The following is a 21,229-nucleotide window of genomic DNA, read 5'->3' on the forward strand; positions in this document are numbered from 1 at the left end:
AATTCTGCTAGTTAGCGCAGTCTAAGGAACACTATTTATATTCAAAAATAAAAACCCCCAACCCGAAATATCGTTTCGGATTGGGGGCTAAGCTTTATTAGATATATACTATTTTATTTCAATTACTTCGTCTGCTAGTGTTTGAACTTCTTTTTTTGAATGAGATACAAGTATAATTGGAATTTGCCATGTTTTAAATATATATTTTATAAGTTCCATGCCTTCTTCTTTAGTTTCATCATCTAAACTTGAAAATGGCTCGTCTAATAAAAGTAAGTTTGGCTTTACGCTGAGCACTCTACATAATGCAACTCTTTGTGATTCTCCACCTGACAACGTTGATGGATATTGGTTTAAGCAATTTGCTATACGTAAATGATTGATTAACTGCTCTGTTTCTTTATTTGGCGACTTCATATAATGTATATTTTCTTGTACGGTCATATGGGGAAATAGTTGATAATCTTGAAATAAATATCCAATTTTTCTATCTTGAACTTTTATAAGATGTTGTTGGTAGCTTAATTTTTCTTTCTGAATTTCAATATTATATTCTTCCGCTTCTTCTAAACCAGCAATAATGTTTAATAACGTAGATTTACCTATACCTGATTTCCCTACTATGGCATAAATTTTAGGTTCTGTAGATTGGATATTTAATGTGATTGTTCTATTTTTAATTAGCTTTTTTATAAAAATTTTAATCATAAATACCTACTCCCACTTATGACTCTTTTGATTTAATAAATTGAGTGAACTGATTACGCATACCGCAAATGCTATGAGTACAATAACCCATAACCAAGCTTTATGTTCTTCACCAGCTTGTACTAAGAAATATATTTCTAAAGGAAGTGTGTTGGTTAATCCTGGTATGTAACCTGCCACCATAAGTGTTGCACCAAATTCTCCTAATCCTCTAGCAAAGCTCATTACAATTCCTGAGAAGATAGACCGTTTTGATAAAGGTAAGATAATTGTTCTAAATATTTTACCTTCACTCGCTCCCATTGTTCTTGCTGAGTTGAGCATTTTCGGGTTAATTGATTGAAAGCCATTTATAACATGTTGATACATTAAAGGTAAACTTACGATCACTGCTGCAATTACAGCACCAACCCATGTAAAAATGACATTAATATGAAATACATCATCTAAAAACTGTCCAAAAATCTTATTTTTAGAGAATACAATTAATAATACAAATCCCATAACAGTTGGAGGTAAGACAATTGGTAGCATAATTACACTTTCAATAATTGGCTTTAATTTACCTTTATAGTTGAACATCAATTTAGCCAGAATTATACCTAAGATACATACGATGATTGTACTTATTAATGTTACTTTTATCGATATCCATAATGGCGTTAAATCTGGCATAGTCTTATCCCCTAACCTTCAAAGTGATATGCTTTAAATATTTCTTTTGCTTCTTTAGATTTTAAAAATTCAAACCATGCTTTTGCTTCTTTCTTATCTGTAACAAGTCCTGCTCTATATATAATTGGTTCATCTAATGGTGCATCTGCTAACTTAACTACATTATCTACTTTTTTATCTTTTCCTTTATACATATCAGTAGCATATACAAATCCAGCTTCAGCATTTTCTTTTTGGACGTAATTCAATACTTGTTTTACATCTTTTGCAAATACAAAAGTACTTGTCATACCTTCATATAAATCTTCTTTTTTCATATAATCTATCGCATAACGACCTGCTGGTACGCTTTTCGCTTCTCCGATAGCTACTTTATCTGGTGAGCTAACGTCTCTTAATTCTTTAACAGTAGAATTCTTATATTTTATGATAATGAGTTTGTTTTTAGCATAATCATAAACTTTAGAAACTTTATTTTCATCTTGTAGTTTATCAATATCTGAAGTATTAGCAGACATCATGACGTCTACATCTGCTCCAGCTTCTACTTGTTTACGTAAACTACCTGAACCACCATAGTTAAATTTGATATTTGTATTAGGATGTTTTTTGTAAAATTCTTTTTCCAGTGCTTTCGTTACATCAGTTAAACTTGCTGCAGCTGACACAGTTAATGTCTTACTTTCAGATTCCTTTTTAACTTTATCTTGATTAGACTCTGTGTTACAGCCAGCTAATACTAATAATAAAGCTATTACTAACATTAATAATCTTTTCATTATTTTGTTCCTCTCTATAGTAAAGAATGTATAAGCTTAATTTACACCTTTCAATATGTTTATGAAACACTTGTGTATATTTTTTCACAAATACTCCTTAAAATCTATCTTAATTTTTATAAATAGGCATTTCTCATTGATCTTTAAGGACACTCCCTTACTTTGTTATTATATAAAAATTTGCTAAAAGTTCTTTTTCTTTAACTATCAACCATTTATAAGTAATATTAACTTATCGAGAAATATATAAATGGGGAATATATATGAAAAATAATATGACTTATAATCAACCAATTTTAAAATTTAAAAACAATAAATTTATAGATACAACAGATTGTTACGTAAGTGAATTCCCTCTCACAATCATGATTAATGGCGAAGAGTTTGCTACTATTATTTGTTCACCAAATAATTTAAGAGAACTCGTTATTGGATTTATTGCATCAGAAGGTGTCATCATAAAAAAAGATGAAATTAAACAGATCTTAATAGATGATTCTAAAGGCTTTGCCCACGTAGAACTAACTAAAGAAATCAATCCTGATAATAAAAAGTATACACAACGAATGATTTCCTCTTGTTGTGGTAAAAGTAGAGCGTTTTATTTTAATAACGATGCCGTAACTGCTAAAGTATCTCAATCAAACTTAACCATTAGTCCTGAACAAATTATAAACATGATGGATAAGCTACATACAGAAAGCAAGATATTTAAAGAAACGGGTGGATTGCACAATGCAGCTATAAGTGATGGACATTATTTTTATGAACACCGTTCTGATATCGGTAGACATAATGCTCTTGATAAGTTATTCGGTTATTGTATAGAACATGATATTCCTATACGTAATAAAGTACTTATATTTAGTGGTCGTATTTCCTCGGAAATATTAATTAAAGCAGCAAAAATTGGTGTAGGTATTATTTTATCAAAATCAGCTCCTACTAATTTAGCAATTAACTTAGCAGAGGACTTAAATATAACAGCAGTAGGTTTTATTAGAGACGATAGCTTTAATGTTTATAGTCATTCAGAGAGAATCATTACAGATAATCAAGATTGAAAAAGCTTAATATAAGCACATTTTAATCCATCATCTACTCCCAATATAAAGATTAGAGGCTCGGACAATTCATGTGTCCGAGCCTCTAATCTTTATTCATATTCTTTAAGCGCTTCATATTGATAACCACTATATATATAACCTTGTTTGACGTACATATCTTTAGCAGTATCTTCACCATCCGCCACTAATATAATTGGCTTTTCTTTAGCAAAGTCTGCAACAAAAGCTTGCATCTTTGTACCTATACCTAACTTTCTATAGGATTCTCTTACAGCAAAGCTATCTAACTCTACATAAGTTTCATGATTCCAAATAAGTAATGTACCAGCTGGTTTACCTTTATAATATGCTAATACTTGAACAGGATTATCTTTATTTAATTGTTCTTTACTGACTTCAATTTTTAAATTTGCATAATCTGTACCGTATTTTTTATCATACTCATAAGAAAGATTTAAAAAATCAACAAGATTATCTTCATTAGTTGTTACAACATCAATATCATTATGATTTTTACTTATAAATTGCTTATCAGTATTAATATATAATTCAATCCAACTATATTCATAACCTGTTTCTTTTAAATACGCTCCTAAAGAATCATCTATCTTATGATTTTCAGGGAAGACAAATTTTAGAAACGGTTGTTCATGTTGATCATGTAATTTTTTTAACATCTGTTCATCTTTTTTGAATGTTTCTAAATCAGGCATGAGTTTATAAACTATTTTATTTGAATCATATTGAATATGCTTATCTAAAGTATGATATTGGATATATCGATCTGTTTCATTCAATACATCTCCATCTGTTACTATATCTATAAATGAAACCATGTTATTTCACCTCGTTAATTATTTCTTAACCTTTTAATTTCCGGTATGTTCTTTAAACTAAATAATAACATAGTTGCTAGTATTGCTTTAACAATATCTCCAGGAAGAAATGTAGCTGCTAATATGTATCTTTTTGAAATTGATATGTTCATAAATTCACCCATGAAAAATCCACCAATTAAGTTTAGTAATATTACCCCGATAATAATATTAACTGTTAATGCATATGCAAATGTTAACTTCTTCCACTTAAAATCTATAAATAAGCCAATTAAAAATGCAACAACTGGGTAACCAAATAAATATCCGGCAGATGGTCCGAAGAATACACCTAAACCACCTCTTCCACCAGATAACAATGGTAGACCTGTAGCAACAAGTAATAAGAATATAACAACACTTGTTGTACCTCTTTTATATCCAAGTAAACAACCTGCCAAAATAATACCAATATTTTGTAATACAATAGGAACTGGCATAAATGGTAGTGGTATTGGTGGTATAAATGCCAATACTGAAATAAATGCTGTAAACATTGCTATCATAACGATATCTTTAGTCTTCAATTTCTTCACTCCTAATATTAGATATCGATATTATACCACATTGTTAACTTCGTTTAAATATAGGTTAACGATTAGTTGCAAAATGTTGAGACTGCTCCATACAATGCTGAATCATTACCTTTAGATGTTGTTTTAATAATTGCATGACCATAATTTTCAGGAAGATAATCGTCTATAAACGGTTCAATTAATCCAATTAGTCTTTCTTCTTGTTTAGATATTCCCCCACCAATTAAAATTAGTTCAGGATCAAACATGATTTGAATTTGAGCAATACCTTCCGCAACGTGATTCGCCCATTCTTTTAAAATTTTCATAGCTTTTTCATCATTTGCGTATGCTTTATTAAATAATTTTTCAACAGTAATAACTTCCATATATTGTTCTTGAATGGAAGTTTTCAATGCTGTAGTTGATCCTCTATCTTCATATGTCTTACCCGTATTTTTATCATATAATAAATACCCGATCTCACATGCTCTATATTGTTTACCTTCTAATAATTTATCCTCGTAATACGCTCCACCAATTCCTGTACCTATCGTTAATAAAAATATAGATTTGACATCAGTATTGTAATCAATTAACTCACCTAATAATGCACTGGAAACATCATTGTTAATCTCAACATTTCCAGCGATATCTGTTAATGCTTTTTTAAAATTAGTACCATTATAGTACGGAATTGTCGGGCCAGCATATGTGATTTCCCCTTTTTTTGAATCTACAACACCAGCAGTAGATATACCAACATCAGGATTATTTAAGTTGAACTCTTGTTTATAAGTTTCGATAATTCTTATAACCTCTTTAACAATGCCTCTATCTTTATTATTTGGGGTCTTTACTTTTTGATAGCTATATAAATTTTGTTCTGAATCAATAACTCCAGCTTTTATAAAAGTGCCTCCAATATCTATTGCAATTTTCATAGTATCCTCCTATTTTGACAAATGTTGTGTCATCAACTCTTTCGCCAATTTAACATCTTTATTTGAGATGGCGTCTACAATTTGTTTATGTGTTTCACTCGTTTTGATATAGTCTATATCTTGCCCTTCTTCTTCAATATGATAGAAATACGATTGTATAACTGAGCTCAGTTGTTCAAATAATATATTGCCTGTTGAATGCAAGATAGATTGATGGAATGCTTTATCGTTTTCATAATGATTTTTCACTTCTTCTTTAACGATAGCTTTCATCTGACTTATATCTTTATCTAATTTAACAATCTCTTCGATAGCAGCACATTCAAATATAATTCTTAAGGAAAGTAAATCTTGTTTTGAACCATTAGCGACTTGAAAGCTAAACAAGAAACCTTCTACTAAACTCGAAACATCTGGTGCTTTAATTAAAGTTCCCCTTCCTTGTACTGTTTCTGTTACACCTGTATGTTCAAGATAACTCAAAGCTTCTCTCACAACTGATCGACTTACGCCATACATTTCTGTAAATGCCCTTTCTGTTGGCAATCGATCTCCTTCAGTTAAACCTTTATCTAAAATATATTGCTTAATTTCTTGTAAGACTTGAGATTTTAAACTTTGAACTTCTATTTTATTTAATTTACTCATCATTTTTGCTCCAATTCTTCTATCCATTCAATAACTCGAGACAGATGCCTATTAATAATTGCATGTGCTAAAGATAAATCTCTTGATTCTATAGCTTGTATAATTTCACCATGCTCTTTATAAGACTTTTCAATATCCTCTTTATCAACAATTTGATTAAACTGATTTTTATCGAAGTACTCTTTAATTACTTTACTCATCGTAATTAAAGTCTGGTTGTCAGTAAATAAAATAATCGTTTCATGAAAGGCAGAATCATATTGAGCTAATTTTTGAGATTGCTCAAGTGCATTATAGTAAATTTCGTTTATATTTCTTAGTTTCGTTGCATCGATTGGAATTTTATTCTCGATAATTAATCGTATCGCACCTAACTCTAATATTTTACGGACTTCTAACAATTCTTTTATTTTGAAGCCATGTACTTTCATATGAGATTCAAACAACATAGATAAATGGTTGTTTTTATCAGTAATGAACATTCCACTTCCTGACTTAACTTGTATAAGCCCACTTTGTTGCAATCGACTAATTGCTTCTCTCACTACAGTTCTACTAACACCAAGTTGCTCGATTAGCATTTTCTCTGAAGGCAGTTTATCTCCATTTTTAAATTGATGTTCAGTTATATATTCTTTTAAATTTTCAACTGCTACATCAACTAACGATGTTCTTATCATCATGATTTACTACCTCCTCTTTAATAATTTATTTTATCATAATTAACTCTACAAATAATAAAAACGATTGACATACGTAATTGTATTCGCTTACAATATGATTATAAATTGGTCTGACAATATTATCAATATATAAATAAAAAGGAGTTTTTAAAATGAAAGGATTATATTCTGCTTTACTAGTACCGTTTGATGAAGAGGGAAATATTTTAGAATCTGGTTTAAGACAAATCATCCGTCAAAATATTGAAGAACAAAAAATTGATGGATTATACGTTAATGGTAGTTCTGGAGAGAATTTCTTAATGAATACTACTCAAAAAAAGAAAGTCTTTGAAATCGTTAAAGATGAAGTTGGCAATGAAATAACACTTATTGCTCAAGTTGGTGCAATAGATTTAAATGAATCAATTGAGTTAGGTAAATATGCAACTGAACTTGGTTATGATGCTTTATCTGCAGTGACACCGTTCTATTATCCATTTAGCTTTGAAGAAATTAAATATTATTACAATGCAATAATTGAAGCTACTGGAAACGATATGATTATTTATTCAATACCTGCTTTAACAGGTGTTAACTTATCCATTCAACAATTTGAAGAGTTATTCGAAAATGAAAAAGTTATTGGAATCAAATACACTGCAGCTGATTTCTTCTTATTAGAAAGAATTAGAAAAGCTTTCCCTGATAAACTGATACTTTCTGGATTTGATGAAATGCTTATCCAAGCAGCTGTTTCAGGTGTTGATGGTGCAATTGGATCTACATACAATATTAACGGTCAACGCGCGAGACAAATTTTTAATTTGGCAAAAGAAGGCAAAATCCAAGAAGCATACAAAATTCAACATGAAACAAACGACATTATAGAACAAGTACTTGCATTAGGTATCTATCCAACATTAAAAGCTGTTCTTTCAACTAAAGGAATTGAAGCTGGAGCTGTTAAACGTCCATTAGCACCTCTAGATGATGCTTCATTAGAAAAAGTTAAAGAACTCGTTTCAAAATACAACTTATAATTTATTGATGAACAAAGGGGATGTCATACTATGAATGAAGTAGGTTTTGGTACTGGAAACTGGATAGCATTAATCATTTATTTATTAGCAACATTATTAGTCGGCGTATACTTCACAAAGAGAGCCGGACAAGATACAGAATCATTCTTTAAAGCTAAAGGAAGGATCCCTGCTTGGGCTGTAGGTTTCTCAATATATGCCACTACTTTAAGTGCTATAACATATATGGGAACACCTGAAAGAGCATTCAATACGGATTGGTCTTACGCAGCTGGGAACATAGCTATTATCGCTATCATACCTTTGCTTATATATTTCTATATTCCATTTTTCAGAAAGCTTGATGTTACAACAGCTTATGAATATTTAGAAGCAAGATTTGGTATAGTATTACGTGTCATTGGATCATTAGCATTTACTTTATTTCACATTGGTCGTGTTGCAATCGTTATTTATTTGCCAACACTAGCCATTACATCTGTTTCAGATATTAACCCATATTTAATCGCTGCATTAGTAGGATTATTATGTATGGTCTATACATTTTTGGGTGGTATCGAAGGGGTTATCTGGAGCGATGTTATACAAGGTATTATTTTAATTGGTGGTGCAGTTGCTGTTATCTTCCTTGGTGCATTTCAAATCGATGGAAACTTTGCAACTGTAGCTCAAGAAGCGATGCAAGACAAAAAATTAATTTCTGTAGACAACTGGAAATTCGGAACAGCAGCGGCTGCAATTCCAATTATATTCATTGGTTCTATATTTAATAACTTACATCAATATACTGCCAGTCAAGATATCGTTCAACGTTATCAAACAACAGGTTCAGTATCATCAACAAATAAATCATTATGGACAAATGGGATATTAGCATTTATAACAATTCCTATTTTCTATGGAATGGGAACAGTTTTGTATTCCTTCTATAATAATGTATCAACATTACCAGAAGGATTTAACACATCAGCAATCGTACCATATTTCATACTTACACAAATCCCTCCATTTGTTGGTGGATTATTAATAGCAGCAATATTTGCAGCAGCACAATCAACAATTTCATCAAGTTTGAATTCAATTTCAGCGTGTGTCATTGTCGATTTAAAACAACGTTTTTCTAAAAATAATAACTCTGAACATGATGTATTATTTGCAAGAATCGTTATTATCATTGCAGGTATTTTTGGTACAATAGCTTCATTATATTTAATCAATCAAGAAACAAATGAAACATGGGACTTATTCTTGCTTGTAACAGGATTATTCGGTGTACCGATAGCCGGTGTGTTTGCAGTAGGTATCTTTACTAAAAGAGCAAATTCGTATGGCGTTATTATCGGATTAATCGTAGCAGCAATCGTATCTTACTTTATCGGTAAAACAGAAATCACACCATTTACAGTATCAGTTATTGGTTTCTTCATAGCATTTATCGTAGGATATTTAGCAAGCTTACCATTCTCAAAACATAATAAGAATATCGTAGGTTTAACAATCTATACAATTAACGATCAGTATGTAAAAGATACTAAATAATTTTTTATTAATAAATAGAACAAAACAGAGAAAATCCTAAGGTTTTCTCTGTTTTGTTATTTTCTAATATTGGGAGTAAGATGAATTGTGTTCCTTAGAAAGCTCTTACTAGCAGAATTCTGAATTGTGCTCCTTAGAGTGCTCTTACTGGCAGAATTCTGAATTGTGCTCCTTAGAAAGTTCTTACTGGCAGAATTCTGAATTGTGCTCCTTAGAAAGTTCTTACTAGCAGAATTCTGGATTTTGCTCCTTAGACACTACCTCTTATGGACATTTCTCGGAATTATGTCCCTTACAGTACCTCTTACGGACATTTCTCAGAATTATGTCCCTAACACTACCCCTTATGGACATTTCTCGGAATTTTGTCCCTAACACTACGTCTTACGGACATTTCTCGGAATTTTGTCCCTTACATAATACAAAAACGCGCATTCATTAGGCTAAACTAATGAATGCGCGTTAATTTATTTATAAGCATCTCAATTCTAACTTATATTTTTTATTTATCAGCTTTTTTAAGTAACTGTTCTTTCAAGTATTCACGTTGCATTTCTAATGAATATGGATCGTTATACCAGAATGTTTCTGCATCTATTTCAATTACTTTATCATTTTTAACTGCTGGTATAGATTTCCAAGCTTCTGTTTTTGTGAATTCTGGTTTAGGTTGTTCTTTTGATAAAGGTAAGAATAGATAATCTCCTGAATATTTTTCAATTTCTTCTTGAGATATTTTTTTCCATCCGTCTTTCTTAACATCTTTATCTACACTTTCAGGCATTTTTAAATCAAATGCTTGGTATAATACTTCAGTTCCTCTACCCCAGTTTTCACCATAAGTATATATATCTTTTTCAAATGCTTCTATAACTGAAACTGTTGTATCTTCACCGATTTTTTCTCTAATTTCTTTTCCATCTTTTGCTGTTTCTTTTTCCCATTTTTCTACCCATTCTTTAGCCTTGTCTTCTTTACCTACTAATTTACCAAGTTCTACTTGCATATCTAGGTAATTATGTTTTACGTAATCGTATGGAATTGTTGGTGCTATTTTTTCGTATTTCTTCAAGTTCTTATCTGAATTGTATGTAATGATTAAATCTGGTTTCAATTCTGCTACTTGCTCAACATTGTCTTCACTAACTTTCTTAATGCCTTTGATTCTATCTTTAAGAATTGGTGTTTGATCTGTTGAAGCTGGTACGCCTACTGGTTTAACTCCTAAATGTAATAATCCACCTACATATGATGGTGCCAAAACTACAATACGTTTAGGTTCTTTCGGTATATCTATTTTTTTCCCGTCGTCTAATTTATAACTTACTGTTTCTTTACTTGATTTAGTTTTGCTATTGCTTTCTTTATCATCTGATTTGTTACCACAAGCAGCAACTATCAATGCTAAAGCCATAACTAACGTTAAAAGTTTTCTCATAATTGTCCTCCAATTGATAATGAATATCATTCGCATCTTTGTTTATTATATAACTGTTATTATGTTATAGCAATAACATTTTTCAATTTTTATAAAACTTATTTACTAAAAATTTTCAAAAAAAAATCTATCGTAAAGTTAAGTTACACCGCTTCAACGACAGATAATAAAAATTATTTATTTTTAGCTGGCAATGTTTTAACAAATGTAAATAATACAACTGTTTGGAAAAACAGCATAATGCACAAACCAATTCTTATATATAAATGATCAATCATCCAAATTGAAAAGCCTACTACGATATATACACTTATTAGTAGTTCGAATTTTTTCTTTAATGTATACCCTTTATATTTTTGAAAATCTTCTACATATTCTTTATATACTTTCGTACTTACAAGCCATTTATGGAATCTATCTGAACTTTTTGCAAAGCAAAATACTGCCAATAATATGAATGGTGTTGTTGGTAATAAAGGCATAACTGCACCTATAAAACCTAAAACTGTTGCAATTGTACCTACCGATATTAACACGTACTTCATGTGGTAACCTCTCTTCAAACTGATACCTTCATTATAAGAATGTGGTATCTATAATTGCAAGTAAAAAAATCGCAACTTATTGTTTATTAATATCCCAAATGCTAAAATTAGTTAATTAACATCATTCAGAATTGAGGGACCATAATTGCAAAATAATCAGTTAAAAGGTACCATGCTCGTTATGTTTGGTGCTACATTTTGGGGGTTAGGTGGCACTGTTACAGAGAAACTATTTACTGAATATGGCTTACCTATTTCTTTATTTGTAGCAGAGCGTTTAATTTTGAGTGGCTTTTTCTTATTATTAATTGCTAAATTTATTCAAAAACAGCATTTAACACATATTTTTAAAGTTAAACATTCATTATTACAACTCATCATATATGCATTATTTGGCATGTTAGGGGTACAATACACATTCATGGCTACGATTGATAAGGGAAATGTTGCTATTGCCACACTATTACAGTTTTTAGCGCCAGTTGTTATATTACTTTATTTACTAATAACTAGAAAAAGTAAATTTAGATGGGCAGATATTATTATAATTGTATGTTCTTTATTCGGTACTAGCTTACTTTTAACGAATGGTGATTATTCTACATTATCTGTTCCACCAAATGCAATTGTGTGGGGATTGTTAACAGCTTGTGCTGCTGCTTTTTACACTGTTTACGCAGTGAAATTATTTTTAAATTGGCCATCACTTGTTGTTATTGGCTGGTCAATGTTTATAGGTGGAATTGCGTTATCTTTAATCAACTTAGATTTTTCTTTTCCATGGCATTTACTAGATTTGAGAGGTGCTATTTACTTTGCTTTTGTAATTACTTTCGGAACGATGTTTGCATTTTGGATGTATTTAGAAAGTGTAAAGTATATAAGCCCTCAAACTACTGCATTATTTGGTGTACTTGAACCTGTAACAGCTGTTATTTCTTCTGTTCTTTGGTTAAAGGTTCCATTCGGGATATATCAACTTGCCGGTATGATTGTAATTCTCGCTGTCGTTCTTTATATGTCAATTGGAATGAAACCTAGACGTAAAAAAAGGATAAAAGCACAACAAAATAGTGACTTTTAATAATAAAAAAGACGAAAAATTATCTAATGTTAATTTTTCGTCTTTTTTATTATTGAATGTTATTTCTTTCTTCTCGTGCTTTCTTAGCTAATTTTGTAATAGTGACATCATCCATTGGCGGATTATGTAATCCAGCACGAATATCTCTATAATATCTTTGTAATGGTCTTTCCATTTGTAAGCTTTTCGCACCAACGATTCTCATTGCAATATCTATAATTTTGATTGAATGATTTACGACAACATGTTTAGCTACACCGAGTTCAACATCTATTTGCGCATCAGTTATTGAAGGATTTAAATACTTATCTATCACACTATAAATATAATGTCTTGCTGTAGTAAGCTCTAATTCCATATTTCCGATATTTTGTTGTACTGCTGGAATATCAGCTATAACACCTTCAATACTTCCAGGGCTATATTCATTTGCAAAATCGATTGCATAATCACGAGCCGCTTGACCGATACCTAAATAAACTGCAGGAATATGAAGATTCCACGGATTTATATTATTTCCTCTCGGTCCATTAGCAACTTCTACTAAATATTTTTCGTGAATTTTAACATCGTCTAACACTAAATCATGGCTTTCAGTAGCACGCATACCTACCATATTCCAATTTTCAGCAATAGATAAGCCTTCTGTATCTCTAGGAATCAAGAAAAATCCAAGCGCTTCTTTTTCTGGGACATATGCTCCTACTAAAAAGTGTGTTAATCTTTGACTCATTGTAGTAAAAGTTTTAACACCATTTATAATATAATGGTCTCCTTTACGTTCAGCGTTTGTACTTGGTCTCGCCCCTCTTGTAGGGCTACCTGTTTCCGCTTCACTTACTGCTCTATTTACAATCGCACCATTCACAACTTCTTTTGCAAATTCGTCTAATAATTCTTTAGTCCATAATTTTTCTTGATAGATTTGGCCAACTACTCCCATATGCCATCCAATTGCTAAAGCTGTTGCACCGTCTATTTTACCTAATGTTTCTTGAAATAATACGACATCTTCTGGAGTTGCACCTTCTCCGCCGTAAGATTTTGGAAGTACAATTTTAGTATATCCTTCTTCAATTAACCAATTAATATTTTCATATGGAAATTCTGAATTTAAATCATTTTTCTCTGCATACTTTTGCAATGATTCTTTATGATCTTCTATTTTATCTATCCATTTTTTCTGGAATTCATTTTTAATAAATAAATCTCTACTCATTGTGTCCACACTCCTTAATAACACTTTATCATTGTACTTAATTGCTTTCAATATTAATCCGACTATATCGATAAGTTTTTAACAAAAGAAAAACTGCCAACTAAATCGGAGACTTTGTCGACAGTTTAAAACAAAGCTGATGATTCATGTGATTATCAGACTTTGCGTTTTATTTTAAGTGATTAAATATTAATAAGACTCCCCTAATTCATTAAAGTCTTGATCATTATATACATCTTCATCTAATTGACCTGTCATTTTAGCAGTTGCTGTACCAGCTAACATGGAATCATTGACATTCAATGCTGTTCTACCCATATCTATAAGTGGTTCAACAGATATTAACACACCTGCTAATGCAATAGGTAAATTCAATGTAGATAGGACAAGTATAGCAGCAAATGTCGCGCCACCACCTACACCGGCTACACCAAATGAACTAATTACAACTACACCTATAACTGATAGGATAAATGGTAAATCTATATCTATACCAACACTTGGTGCAATCATCATTGCTAACATAGCTGGATAAATACCTGCACATCCATTTTGCCCTATAGATAAACCAAATGAGCCGGCAAAGTTTGCTACGCCTTCTGGAACACCTAAACGAGTCGTTTGAGTTTGTACATTTATTGGTAAAGTTCCTGCACTTGATCTAGATGTAAATGCAAACAACAATGCTTCACTTGTCTTTTTAACGTATGTCACAGGGTTCAACCCAACAACTGACACTAATATTAAATGAATAATATACATTGTAATTAATGCGGCATAAGAAGCAAGAACGAACTTACCTAATGTCCATACTGCTTCAAAGTTACTTGTCATTACAGTTTTAGTCATAATCGCTAAAATACCATAAGGCGTTAATCTTAATACAAAAGTAACAATACCCATAACTAATGCATAAATCGCATCAATCCCTCTTTTAAGCAAGCTACCTTTTTCAGGTTCTTTTCTCATTACACGTAAGAAACTAAATCCTACAAATCCTGCGAATATCACTACAGCTATCGTTGAAGTGCCTCTAGCTCCAGTGAAATCTAAAAATGGATTTGCTGGTAATAATTCTATAATTTGGCTTGGTAAATTATTTGCTTCCATATCTTTAGACGTTTGTTCGATTTCTTGTCCACGACTATTTTCTACATCGCCTAAATCAATTTGTGAAGCATCCAAATTGAATAGCATTGCGTATATAATACCTACTAAAGCAGCAATAGCTACTGTTCCTATTAAGAAAGTAAATATCCAAGCTCCAACTTTAGCAAAATTTTGTCCAATCGTTATCTTTGTAAACGCAGATACTATTGAAATAAATATAAGTGGCATTACAATCATTTGTAATAGTTTCACGTAACCAGTACCAACAATATCAAACCAAGACGCTGTTGTTTCAGTAATTTTAGAATCCACACCATATATCAAGTGTAATGCTAAACCAAATACAATACCGATTCCTAAACCGATAAGTACACGTTTAGAGAACTTCACATGTTTCTTTGTTAAATAACCTAATAAACCTATAAATAGTAAGAAAACAATAATATTTATAACAATCCAAAACGTTTCCATTACTTGACCTCCCAATCCTTTTAATTCCGATACATTAAATAAGAATACACGTTAAAAATTTTATTTGCAATACGTTTTTATATTTCTAAATTTTTAGATAATTCATTAAAGACTCACGATTTCTTATCCTTAAATCTGAACTGAAATAATAAATCAAATTTAAGCATACAATTTTAAAATACAAAAAATAAAATACTCCCAATTCGTAATTATGAATTACGGCTTAGGAGTACTTTTCAGAACGTGAGTATATCATATTCAATTATGCAAACTATCTTCAAATTCCCATCCTTTTTCAGATAAAATATTTCGATAAAAAGAATCTTTTCCTATTAGTTTAATTTCATCTGCTAAACTTTCAACTTCATCCAAATGATGCGTAGTCAAAATAATAAGTCTCGATTCTTTTAAACTATTTAATAATTGGTGAATGTCATACCTAGATTTTAAATCTATCCCTACTGTTGGTTCATCTAAAATTAATATACTAGGATTACTTAATAATCCAATTAATAAATTGACCTTCCTTTTCGTCCCACCAGATAGTGCAGAAATTTTAGCTTTTCTTTCAAATAAATTAAGTTTTTCACAATAGTCTTCTATAAGATTAGAAGAAATTGATTGTTTACTAAGCGCTTTAAAAAATTCAATATTTTCATTTACAGTCAGATGTTCAAACAAAGCTATGTCTTGAGGAATATATCCAATTTTTTCTTTAATTTCTCTATTACTTAATCGTTCTCCAAAGTACTTAACTGTACCACCATTCGCTTTTTCTAGAGCTGTTATGATTCTTAAAAGTGTTGATTTACCAGCACCGTTTTCACCGAGTAATACAGTTAGTGTCTTGTCTTTAAAAGTCGTATTAAAATTTTGAAAGATTTGTTTATCCTTATAGCTTTTTGATAAATTTTCTATTGTAATCATCAAGACACCTCCTATATTTGGATATATAAATACAGACAACTAATCGCAATTGACCACATAATAGCCATAAATAACTTGTGGCTAAGTGTATTAATTTTAAATAACAATATACTTAAGCCAAACTCATATGCTATAAGGATACATAGTGTTGTTACATAAAATAAAATACTAAGTGACCATGACAGTATTAAACTCACAGTCAAAATGATTAAAAATAACAAAATAACATGTGTCATGACATAAAAAGTATATAGCTTTAATTTTGTGCCATTAAACATCATTAATCTGTCTAATGCTGCATTTTGCTTAAGACGTTGATGCAATACCACTTGGCTACAACTCACTAATAATAAAAGTGCAATTATTGCGCCAGCACTAATAGAAACATCCGCATTCTTTTTAACAGCATGGTGCTCCATTTTCGAGTGAGGTGTATCTTTTTTATATTCTTGTTTAATTTTATCCATGCTTACTTTATGGTCAGCTTTTTTTAAGTGATCTTGAATAATAACGGGTATCTGTTGTTTATACAAAGATTTACTAGTAACTTCTAAAGCAATTTCACCAATAAAATCATCTTTATAATATAGCAATAAGGCATCTTTTAATCGATTTTCTTTTAATCTATCACTGAAATCTTTTGGAATTTGTAAACTTACAATTGCTTCTTTCTTTTCAATAAAATCTTCAATATATGCTTCATCTTTCGAAATATGGATCACTTCTAAATACTTTGTTTGTTCTAAATTATGAATCAACTCTTTGGAAGATGCAGATTGATCCATATCTTGAACAGCAATAGGCATTTTGAATAATTTGTTTGATGTTGTTTGAGCCATTAAAACTACAGAAATTGTCAGAACCAATATTAACAGTAATACCACATATTGTTTCCATTGTTTCAAAACAACTAGATTGAACATTGGTTTCATTGGCGATACCTCCAATATATCGAGGTTGTCAGTAAGCCTATCATAATTAAAATATTCCAATAAAACATTGGGTGCAGATCAATAATGTAATTATTTAAAAATAGCTCAAGCAATTGATTATACACAATTGTAAAAGGTAAACTTTCAATCAAACCCCCACTTAAACCTTTTAAATAAATAATAGGAATGATCGCACCTGAAAAAAGCAAAATTACTAACGTTAATCCTATCTTCAATATATAGTTGATTGCATTTCTAAAAGCAATATCTATAAAGATAAATGAACAAGTTAAAAAGAATAAATAATATGACAAGCTCATAATAAGTGCATTTAAATTATACATTTCAAACTCCGGTTTAAGGAATTTAATTATTATCCATAAACCCACTACACTCCATAAAATTGTATAACCTAAACTAAATATACCTCTTACGATTGTGAGCTTTTCATACGAGAAATGGAACATGCTTAATCTTTCTTTCAATGCATCCTTTTGATTCATTTTTAAAATACTAAAAATAGAAAAGAAGAATAAAAATATAGATACAAAATAAATTGAAATCGTATAATAACTTAATGTATCAAATACTTTTACCGGTTCTTCATCAAAAGAACCACTTCTATTTAGCCCTGTAAATAACATATCCGTCATCATTGTTAATAATTCATTCTCTGTAGCATTTGGATAAAGTGAAGCATAAGACATTGCCCCACCCATAGATAACATTAACCGACTGTATACAGAATCTGTTAGCTGTAATATGATAATACTTTCCACTGATTGTGTATCAAAAGTATTAACTACAATTGGTAACTCTCCATTTTGATAAAAAGCTTTTGTCATTCCGTCCTTAAATATAAAATACCCATCAATTTTCTTTTTTTCTAATAAATTATGTGCTCGTTTCTCATTATAATGCTTTATTGAAAGATCATTACCTAATGATTGACCATCTCCAATAGCATTTAAAATCAATTTTGTTTCTTTAGACTGATCTTTATCAACTATTCCAATTGTAAAGTTGTCATCTTTTTGATTCATCTGGTTAACACCAATCATAATCGCTAACACAGCTATAAATAACAATAAAATATAGACAATTAAATACCACTTTTTAATTAAAAAAGAGTGGTATATGTTGAACAATTTGATTGTCGACATATTACCACTCCTCTCTTAATTATTGAAGTTCTTTAGCAAGATCTTCACCAATTTTTTCAGTTTTATCTTGCATTTCTTTTGTTAAATCCTCAACTTCTGAATCTGATAAACTATTAAAATCAATTGCGCCATCTTTTTTGAATTTAATGTCTTTTTTCAGTTCAGTATTACCATCCATAATTAACTTGATATTCTCTCCATTAACATCGAAATCGACATTTAATTTTTGCTTTTGCTGATTATTTTTAGTGTCAGTTGTCAAATTATGGTCGTAGTTAAGATCAAACGGTTGACTAGTTGCATCACTGAACGTTAATTTACCTTTGTCAGTACGTTTATCTCCATCTACTTTAGATGTGTTATCTAATTTTGCAGTTGTCTTACTGTATGAATTTTCTTCAATTACTAAATCATATTTATCTTTAATTTCATCACCATCAGTTGATTTACCTTTTAATGAAAGTCCACCATCTTCTCCTGGCATTGAAATTTTGTAATCTACTTGAACACCATCATCAATAACGTTTGTACCTTTGATATTAACTTTTTTATTATCTTGATTTGTAATTGTTAAATCACGTTTTAATATTTCTTTACCATCTACATAAATAATAGAATTGACTTTAGGATATTTTGATTCCTTTTCATCCTTAGCGTCTTTTAGTAAATCATTAATTTCTTTGTCGTAATCTTTGATGTTACCTTGTTTTTCAGCAATATTTTTGATGTCTTCATCTTTTTTAGCTTCTTCAAGCATTGCTACAGTGATTTTTTTAGTATCTTTAGAACTTAATTTCATTGTTAATTTTTTCAATTCTTTTTCATCATCGAAAATTTTAACTTTTTCTTTATCTTTTTTAAAGTTATCATCATCTAACTGATCAACGAACAAATCGCTATAACGTTTAGATATTTTATCAATATCATCTTGAGATATTTGTGAACCAGATAAGATTGTATTTAAATTTAAAGAATCATTTGTGATCTTTTGTCCTTCAGTAGTTTCTAAAGGTTGACCTGATGCTTTTTCAACACCTTTTTTAATTTCATTATTTTTCACTTTGTAAACATCGTTAAATAATGGTGATTCTACATATTGATTATTTTTATCAGCACTCCATTGGAAGTTTCCAATTTTATTATCTGCAATTGTTGGTTCAATACCTAATTTTGAATTTTCTTTTTTAGGATCATGCCCTACATTTAACACTAAATTAGTAGAATCAACTACTGATTTTGGAACACCTAACTGTGAAATTAACGATTCAGGTAGTTCCGCTCCAAATTTTAATGAAGTTTCATATGACTCATCTTGCATTTTTTCTTGAAATTCAGCTTCATTTTCAAATCTATCATTGAAATATTCTTTCCATGATTTTGCAGATTCTTGTTCACTTAATAAGTATGTATTCTTCGGCGTATTTGTTAAAAAGTAATATGTTGCTGCTCCACCAATTCCCACTATTGCAATAAATGCTACTACAATTCCTACTATGAGTAACTTTATTTTAGTAGACATATAAACACCTCTTTTTTTTTATATTTATAATAATATCATAACAAATATTACAACTATATGGCATAATAATTTTTAAATATTTATATTTTTTTGAAAATACACATTTTTCCTGGTTTATTATAACTTTCAATCATTTTATTTTTATTTATTTTGATAATTTGTAATTTTGATGGCCACAATGCTGGAACGACCATTTTATTTTTGATACTTTTCCATAATGGATCTATATAGTAATAATGATTATCGTCAAAGCCTATTAACAATGTAACATGTATATTCGTCACAAACTCTTTTTCTTTATTTCCTAACTTGAATGTTTTATTTATCGGAGTCTGTCCTAAAGTTGTATGATAAATAACAACAGGGTTACCACTTTTAATTATTTTCTCTAAATCTTTAAGTTCTGTTCCAGTGCCATCTACTATATCAGTATCATATCTATTTAAAAATGAGGCTAATACATTAGGAAATATCGTTTGATGGTGACCAAACTTAATAAAAAAATGATTCCCTACATATCCTTTCTTTGGATCATAAGGATGAGTTGGCCAATCTCTCATAATGGTCGTCGCATCAACCTTTTTATTATAGTAATTTAACAACATTGAACATGAAGTACCTTCACATCCCATCATCATCGGAATAGGAAACAACTGACTTTTAGGTTTTACATTTAATAGTACTTTCATAACAGGACTCCTTATTTATAAATAACTATATAGTATAAATAAAATTAAAGTGCACCATAATGATGCACTTTACACAATAAATTTATAATATTTCGGCTTCGATTTCCATCAATAAATTCTTTATCTTTTTATGTTGTATTTTTGATACTTGGATGGCTACTGTTCGCTCATCTTTATCATTTCTTTTTTTAGAGATAAGACCTTTTTCTTTTAAATTTTGTACTGCTTTTGAAATATAATAAGGCTTGAATTTAGATTGTTTAATAATGTCTTTTACATTATAACAATCTTTCTCTCCTTTATATATATACACAAGTATATATATTTCTTCAAAAGACAATACAAACTCACTCTTAATTTTAGAAAGGTGGTCTTTCGCCTTTTTACTAATAAGTACTAACTCAACAATATTTCTGATTGATACTGATACTGTTTCCATTGCAAGCAACTCCTCAAGTTAAAATAGCTAGTTGTTGAATTGGTATATTGTGCAATCTTTAGAGTCTATAGCATATTTTTCCTTTTCAACACAATGAATTAATAATATTTATTATTTTATAATGAGTTATAAAAATATTCAATAAATTTTCAATAATTGACTTTTCAACATTCATATTTTTAGAATAAACGCTTTAGTATCAAGGGTTAAAGCGTTCAATCTTTAAAATGATTACCTA

The 21,229-nt window shown here is 30.0% G+C and carries 22 protein-coding genes; 4 read left to right on the top strand and 18 right to left on the bottom strand.

What is annotated here, in order from left to right:
- Window positions 1–108 precede the first annotated feature (108 nt).
- Genes B2G86_RS04795 through modA form a run of 3 tightly spaced genes read right to left on the bottom strand, consistent with a single transcriptional unit; the run spans window position 109 to window position 2,162 of the window.
- On the bottom strand, window positions 109–708 hold the full coding sequence (locus tag B2G86_RS04795; protein ID WP_078356993.1) for an ATP-binding cassette domain-containing protein: 600 nt from the start codon (window positions 706–708) through the stop codon (window positions 109–111).
- A gap of 6 nt (window positions 709–714) precedes the next feature.
- On the bottom strand, window positions 715–1,383 hold the full coding sequence (gene modB, locus B2G86_RS04800) for a molybdate ABC transporter permease subunit (RefSeq protein WP_078356994.1): 669 nt from the start codon (window positions 1,381–1,383) through the stop codon (window positions 715–717).
- Between the two features lie 11 nt (window positions 1,384–1,394).
- Window positions 1,395–2,162, bottom strand: coding sequence for a molybdate ABC transporter substrate-binding protein (gene modA / locus B2G86_RS04805; protein WP_078356995.1), 768 nt, complete (start codon window positions 2,160–2,162; stop codon window positions 1,395–1,397).
- Between the two features lie 263 nt (window positions 2,163–2,425).
- Between modA and fdhD the strand changes: the two genes are divergently transcribed.
- Window positions 2,426–3,226 (top strand): formate dehydrogenase accessory sulfurtransferase FdhD, encoded by an 801-nt coding sequence (gene fdhD, locus B2G86_RS04810; RefSeq protein ID WP_078356996.1) that lies wholly within the window; start codon window positions 2,426–2,428, stop codon window positions 3,224–3,226.
- Between the two features lie 92 nt (window positions 3,227–3,318).
- Here fdhD and B2G86_RS04815 read toward each other — a convergent pair whose 3' ends face one another.
- The 5 genes from B2G86_RS04815 to B2G86_RS04835 all read right to left on the bottom strand — a co-directional run bounded on the left by B2G86_RS04815 (window position 3,319) and on the right by B2G86_RS04835 (window position 6,894).
- On the bottom strand, window positions 3,319–4,065 hold the full coding sequence (locus tag B2G86_RS04815; protein WP_078356997.1) for a GNAT family N-acetyltransferase: 747 nt from the start codon (window positions 4,063–4,065) through the stop codon (window positions 3,319–3,321).
- Window positions 4,066–4,079: 14 nt separating this feature from the next.
- A complete protein-coding gene (locus B2G86_RS04820; RefSeq protein ID WP_078356998.1) occupies window positions 4,080–4,631 on the bottom strand; it encodes a biotin transporter BioY in 552 nt (183 codons plus the stop codon).
- Window positions 4,632–4,702: 71 nt separating this feature from the next.
- Window positions 4,703–5,563 carry an ROK family protein gene (locus B2G86_RS04825; protein ID WP_078356999.1) on the bottom strand — a complete coding sequence of 287 codons (861 nt, stop codon included), beginning with the start codon at window positions 5,561–5,563 and terminating at the stop codon, window positions 4,703–4,705.
- Window positions 5,564–5,572: 9 nt separating this feature from the next.
- Window positions 5,573–6,211 carry a FadR/GntR family transcriptional regulator gene (locus B2G86_RS04830; RefSeq protein WP_078357000.1) on the bottom strand — a complete coding sequence of 213 codons (639 nt, stop codon included), beginning with the start codon at window positions 6,209–6,211 and terminating at the stop codon, window positions 5,573–5,575.
- A complete protein-coding gene (locus tag B2G86_RS04835) occupies window positions 6,211–6,894 on the bottom strand; it encodes a FadR/GntR family transcriptional regulator (protein WP_078357001.1) in 684 nt (227 codons plus the stop codon). The genes B2G86_RS04830 and B2G86_RS04835 overlap by 1 nt, the downstream gene beginning before the upstream one ends.
- Window positions 6,895–7,046: 152 nt before the next feature.
- Here B2G86_RS04835 and B2G86_RS04840 point away from each other — a divergent pair, with 152 nt between their 5' ends.
- Together B2G86_RS04840 and B2G86_RS04845 are read left to right on the top strand one after the other, a co-directional pair.
- Window positions 7,047–7,916 (top strand): N-acetylneuraminate lyase, encoded by an 870-nt coding sequence (locus B2G86_RS04840; RefSeq protein ID WP_078357002.1) that lies wholly within the window; start codon window positions 7,047–7,049, stop codon window positions 7,914–7,916.
- 30 nt (window positions 7,917–7,946) lie between these two features.
- Window positions 7,947–9,455 (top strand): sodium:solute symporter family protein, encoded by a 1,509-nt coding sequence (locus B2G86_RS04845; RefSeq protein WP_078357003.1) that lies wholly within the window; start codon window positions 7,947–7,949, stop codon window positions 9,453–9,455.
- 502 nt (window positions 9,456–9,957) lie between these two features.
- Here B2G86_RS04845 and B2G86_RS04850 read toward each other — a convergent pair.
- Window positions 9,958–10,893, bottom strand: coding sequence for an ABC transporter substrate-binding protein (locus B2G86_RS04850; protein WP_078357004.1), 936 nt, complete (start codon window positions 10,891–10,893; stop codon window positions 9,958–9,960).
- Between the two features lie 173 nt (window positions 10,894–11,066).
- On the bottom strand, window positions 11,067–11,438 hold the full coding sequence (locus B2G86_RS04855) for a YbaN family protein (RefSeq protein WP_078357005.1): 372 nt from the start codon (window positions 11,436–11,438) through the stop codon (window positions 11,067–11,069).
- 145 nt (window positions 11,439–11,583) lie between these two features.
- On the opposite strand from B2G86_RS04855, the gene B2G86_RS04860 reads away from it, so the two are divergent.
- The gene (locus B2G86_RS04860; RefSeq protein ID WP_078357006.1) at window positions 11,584–12,522 is read left to right on the top strand and encodes a DMT family transporter; all 939 of its coding nucleotides are present in this window, start codon (window positions 11,584–11,586) and stop codon (window positions 12,520–12,522) included.
- A 49-nt stretch (window positions 12,523–12,571) separates the two neighbouring features.
- Here the strand turns inward: B2G86_RS04860 and B2G86_RS04865 are convergent, their stop codons facing one another.
- The 8 genes from B2G86_RS04865 to B2G86_RS04900 all read right to left on the bottom strand — a co-directional run bounded on the left by B2G86_RS04865 (window position 12,572) and on the right by B2G86_RS04900 (window position 20,991).
- The gene (locus tag B2G86_RS04865; protein WP_078357007.1) at window positions 12,572–13,741 is read right to left on the bottom strand and encodes an acyl-CoA dehydrogenase family protein; all 1,170 of its coding nucleotides are present in this window, start codon (window positions 13,739–13,741) and stop codon (window positions 12,572–12,574) included.
- A 189-nt stretch (window positions 13,742–13,930) separates the two neighbouring features.
- Complete coding sequence (locus tag B2G86_RS04870) at window positions 13,931–15,322, bottom strand: L-cystine transporter (protein ID WP_078357008.1); 1,392 nt, start codon at window positions 15,320–15,322, stop codon at window positions 13,931–13,933.
- A 258-nt stretch (window positions 15,323–15,580) separates the two neighbouring features.
- Window positions 15,581–16,249 carry an ABC transporter ATP-binding protein gene (locus B2G86_RS04875; protein WP_078357009.1) on the bottom strand — a complete coding sequence of 223 codons (669 nt, stop codon included), beginning with the start codon at window positions 16,247–16,249 and terminating at the stop codon, window positions 15,581–15,583.
- Window positions 16,250–16,260: 11 nt separating this feature from the next.
- Window positions 16,261–17,181: an ABC transporter permease gene (locus B2G86_RS04880; protein ID WP_078357010.1), complete on the bottom strand. Its 921-nt coding sequence runs from the start codon at window positions 17,179–17,181 to the stop codon at window positions 16,261–16,263.
- On the bottom strand, window positions 17,178–18,344 hold the full coding sequence (locus tag B2G86_RS04885; protein ID WP_078357011.1) for an ABC transporter permease: 1,167 nt from the start codon (window positions 18,342–18,344) through the stop codon (window positions 17,178–17,180). Before B2G86_RS04885 ends, B2G86_RS04880 begins: the two co-directional genes overlap by 4 nt.
- Window positions 18,345–18,363: 19 nt before the next feature.
- On the bottom strand, window positions 18,364–19,863 hold the full coding sequence (locus B2G86_RS04890; RefSeq protein ID WP_078357012.1) for a DUF6583 family protein: 1,500 nt from the start codon (window positions 19,861–19,863) through the stop codon (window positions 18,364–18,366).
- Window positions 19,864–19,943: 80 nt separating this feature from the next.
- Window positions 19,944–20,552: a C39 family peptidase gene (locus B2G86_RS04895; RefSeq protein WP_078357013.1), complete on the bottom strand. Its 609-nt coding sequence runs from the start codon at window positions 20,550–20,552 to the stop codon at window positions 19,944–19,946.
- 82 nt (window positions 20,553–20,634) lie between these two features.
- Window positions 20,635–20,991: a transcriptional regulator, SarA/Rot family gene (locus B2G86_RS04900; protein WP_078357014.1), complete on the bottom strand. Its 357-nt coding sequence runs from the start codon at window positions 20,989–20,991 to the stop codon at window positions 20,635–20,637.
- Window positions 20,992–21,229 lie beyond the last annotated feature (238 nt).

This window comes from Mammaliicoccus fleurettii (genome assembly GCF_002018435.1).
Lineage (GTDB): Bacteria > Bacillota > Bacilli > Staphylococcales > Staphylococcaceae > Mammaliicoccus > Mammaliicoccus fleurettii.

Bases quoted from the DNA above. Each gene is read 5' to 3' on its own strand.
- B2G86_RS04870 (WP_078357008.1), bottom strand. From the start codon at position 15,322: ATGGAAACGTTTTGGATTGTTATAAATATTATTGTTTTCTTACTATTT.
- B2G86_RS04850 (WP_078357004.1), bottom strand. From the start codon at position 10,893: ATGAGAAAACTTTTAACGTTAGTTATGGCTTTAGCATTGATAGTTGCT.
- B2G86_RS04875 (WP_078357009.1), bottom strand. From the start codon at position 16,249: ATGATTACAATAGAAAATTTATCAAAAAGCTATAAGGATAAACAAATC.
- B2G86_RS04885 (WP_078357011.1), bottom strand. From the start codon at position 18,344: ATGTCGACAATCAAATTGTTCAACATATACCACTCTTTTTTAATTAAA.
- modB (WP_078356994.1), bottom strand. From the start codon at position 1,383: ATGCCAGATTTAACGCCATTATGGATATCGATAAAAGTAACATTAATA.
- fdhD (WP_078356996.1), top strand. From the start codon at position 2,426: ATGAAAAATAATATGACTTATAATCAACCAATTTTAAAATTTAAAAAC.
- B2G86_RS04815 (WP_078356997.1), bottom strand. From the start codon at position 4,065: ATGGTTTCATTTATAGATATAGTAACAGATGGAGATGTATTGAATGAA.
- B2G86_RS04830 (WP_078357000.1), bottom strand. From the start codon at position 6,211: ATGAGTAAATTAAATAAAATAGAAGTTCAAAGTTTAAAATCTCAAGTC.
- modA (WP_078356995.1), bottom strand. From the start codon at position 2,162: ATGAAAAGATTATTAATGTTAGTAATAGCTTTATTATTAGTATTAGCT.
- B2G86_RS04895 (WP_078357013.1), bottom strand. From the start codon at position 20,552: ATGAAAGTACTATTAAATGTAAAACCTAAAAGTCAGTTGTTTCCTATT.
- B2G86_RS04845 (WP_078357003.1), top strand. From the start codon at position 7,947: ATGAATGAAGTAGGTTTTGGTACTGGAAACTGGATAGCATTAATCATT.
- B2G86_RS04825 (WP_078356999.1), bottom strand. From the start codon at position 5,563: ATGAAAATTGCAATAGATATTGGAGGCACTTTTATAAAAGCTGGAGTT.
- B2G86_RS04840 (WP_078357002.1), top strand. From the start codon at position 7,047: ATGAAAGGATTATATTCTGCTTTACTAGTACCGTTTGATGAAGAGGGA.
- B2G86_RS04855 (WP_078357005.1), bottom strand. From the start codon at position 11,438: ATGAAGTACGTGTTAATATCGGTAGGTACAATTGCAACAGTTTTAGGT.
- B2G86_RS04890 (WP_078357012.1), bottom strand. From the start codon at position 19,863: ATGTCTACTAAAATAAAGTTACTCATAGTAGGAATTGTAGTAGCATTT.
- B2G86_RS04835 (WP_078357001.1), bottom strand. From the start codon at position 6,894: ATGATGATAAGAACATCGTTAGTTGATGTAGCAGTTGAAAATTTAAAA.
- B2G86_RS04795 (WP_078356993.1), bottom strand. From the start codon at position 708: ATGATTAAAATTTTTATAAAAAAGCTAATTAAAAATAGAACAATCACA.
- B2G86_RS04900 (WP_078357014.1), bottom strand. From the start codon at position 20,991: ATGGAAACAGTATCAGTATCAATCAGAAATATTGTTGAGTTAGTACTT.
- B2G86_RS04865 (WP_078357007.1), bottom strand. From the start codon at position 13,741: ATGAGTAGAGATTTATTTATTAAAAATGAATTCCAGAAAAAATGGATA.
- B2G86_RS04880 (WP_078357010.1), bottom strand. From the start codon at position 17,181: ATGAAACCAATGTTCAATCTAGTTGTTTTGAAACAATGGAAACAATAT.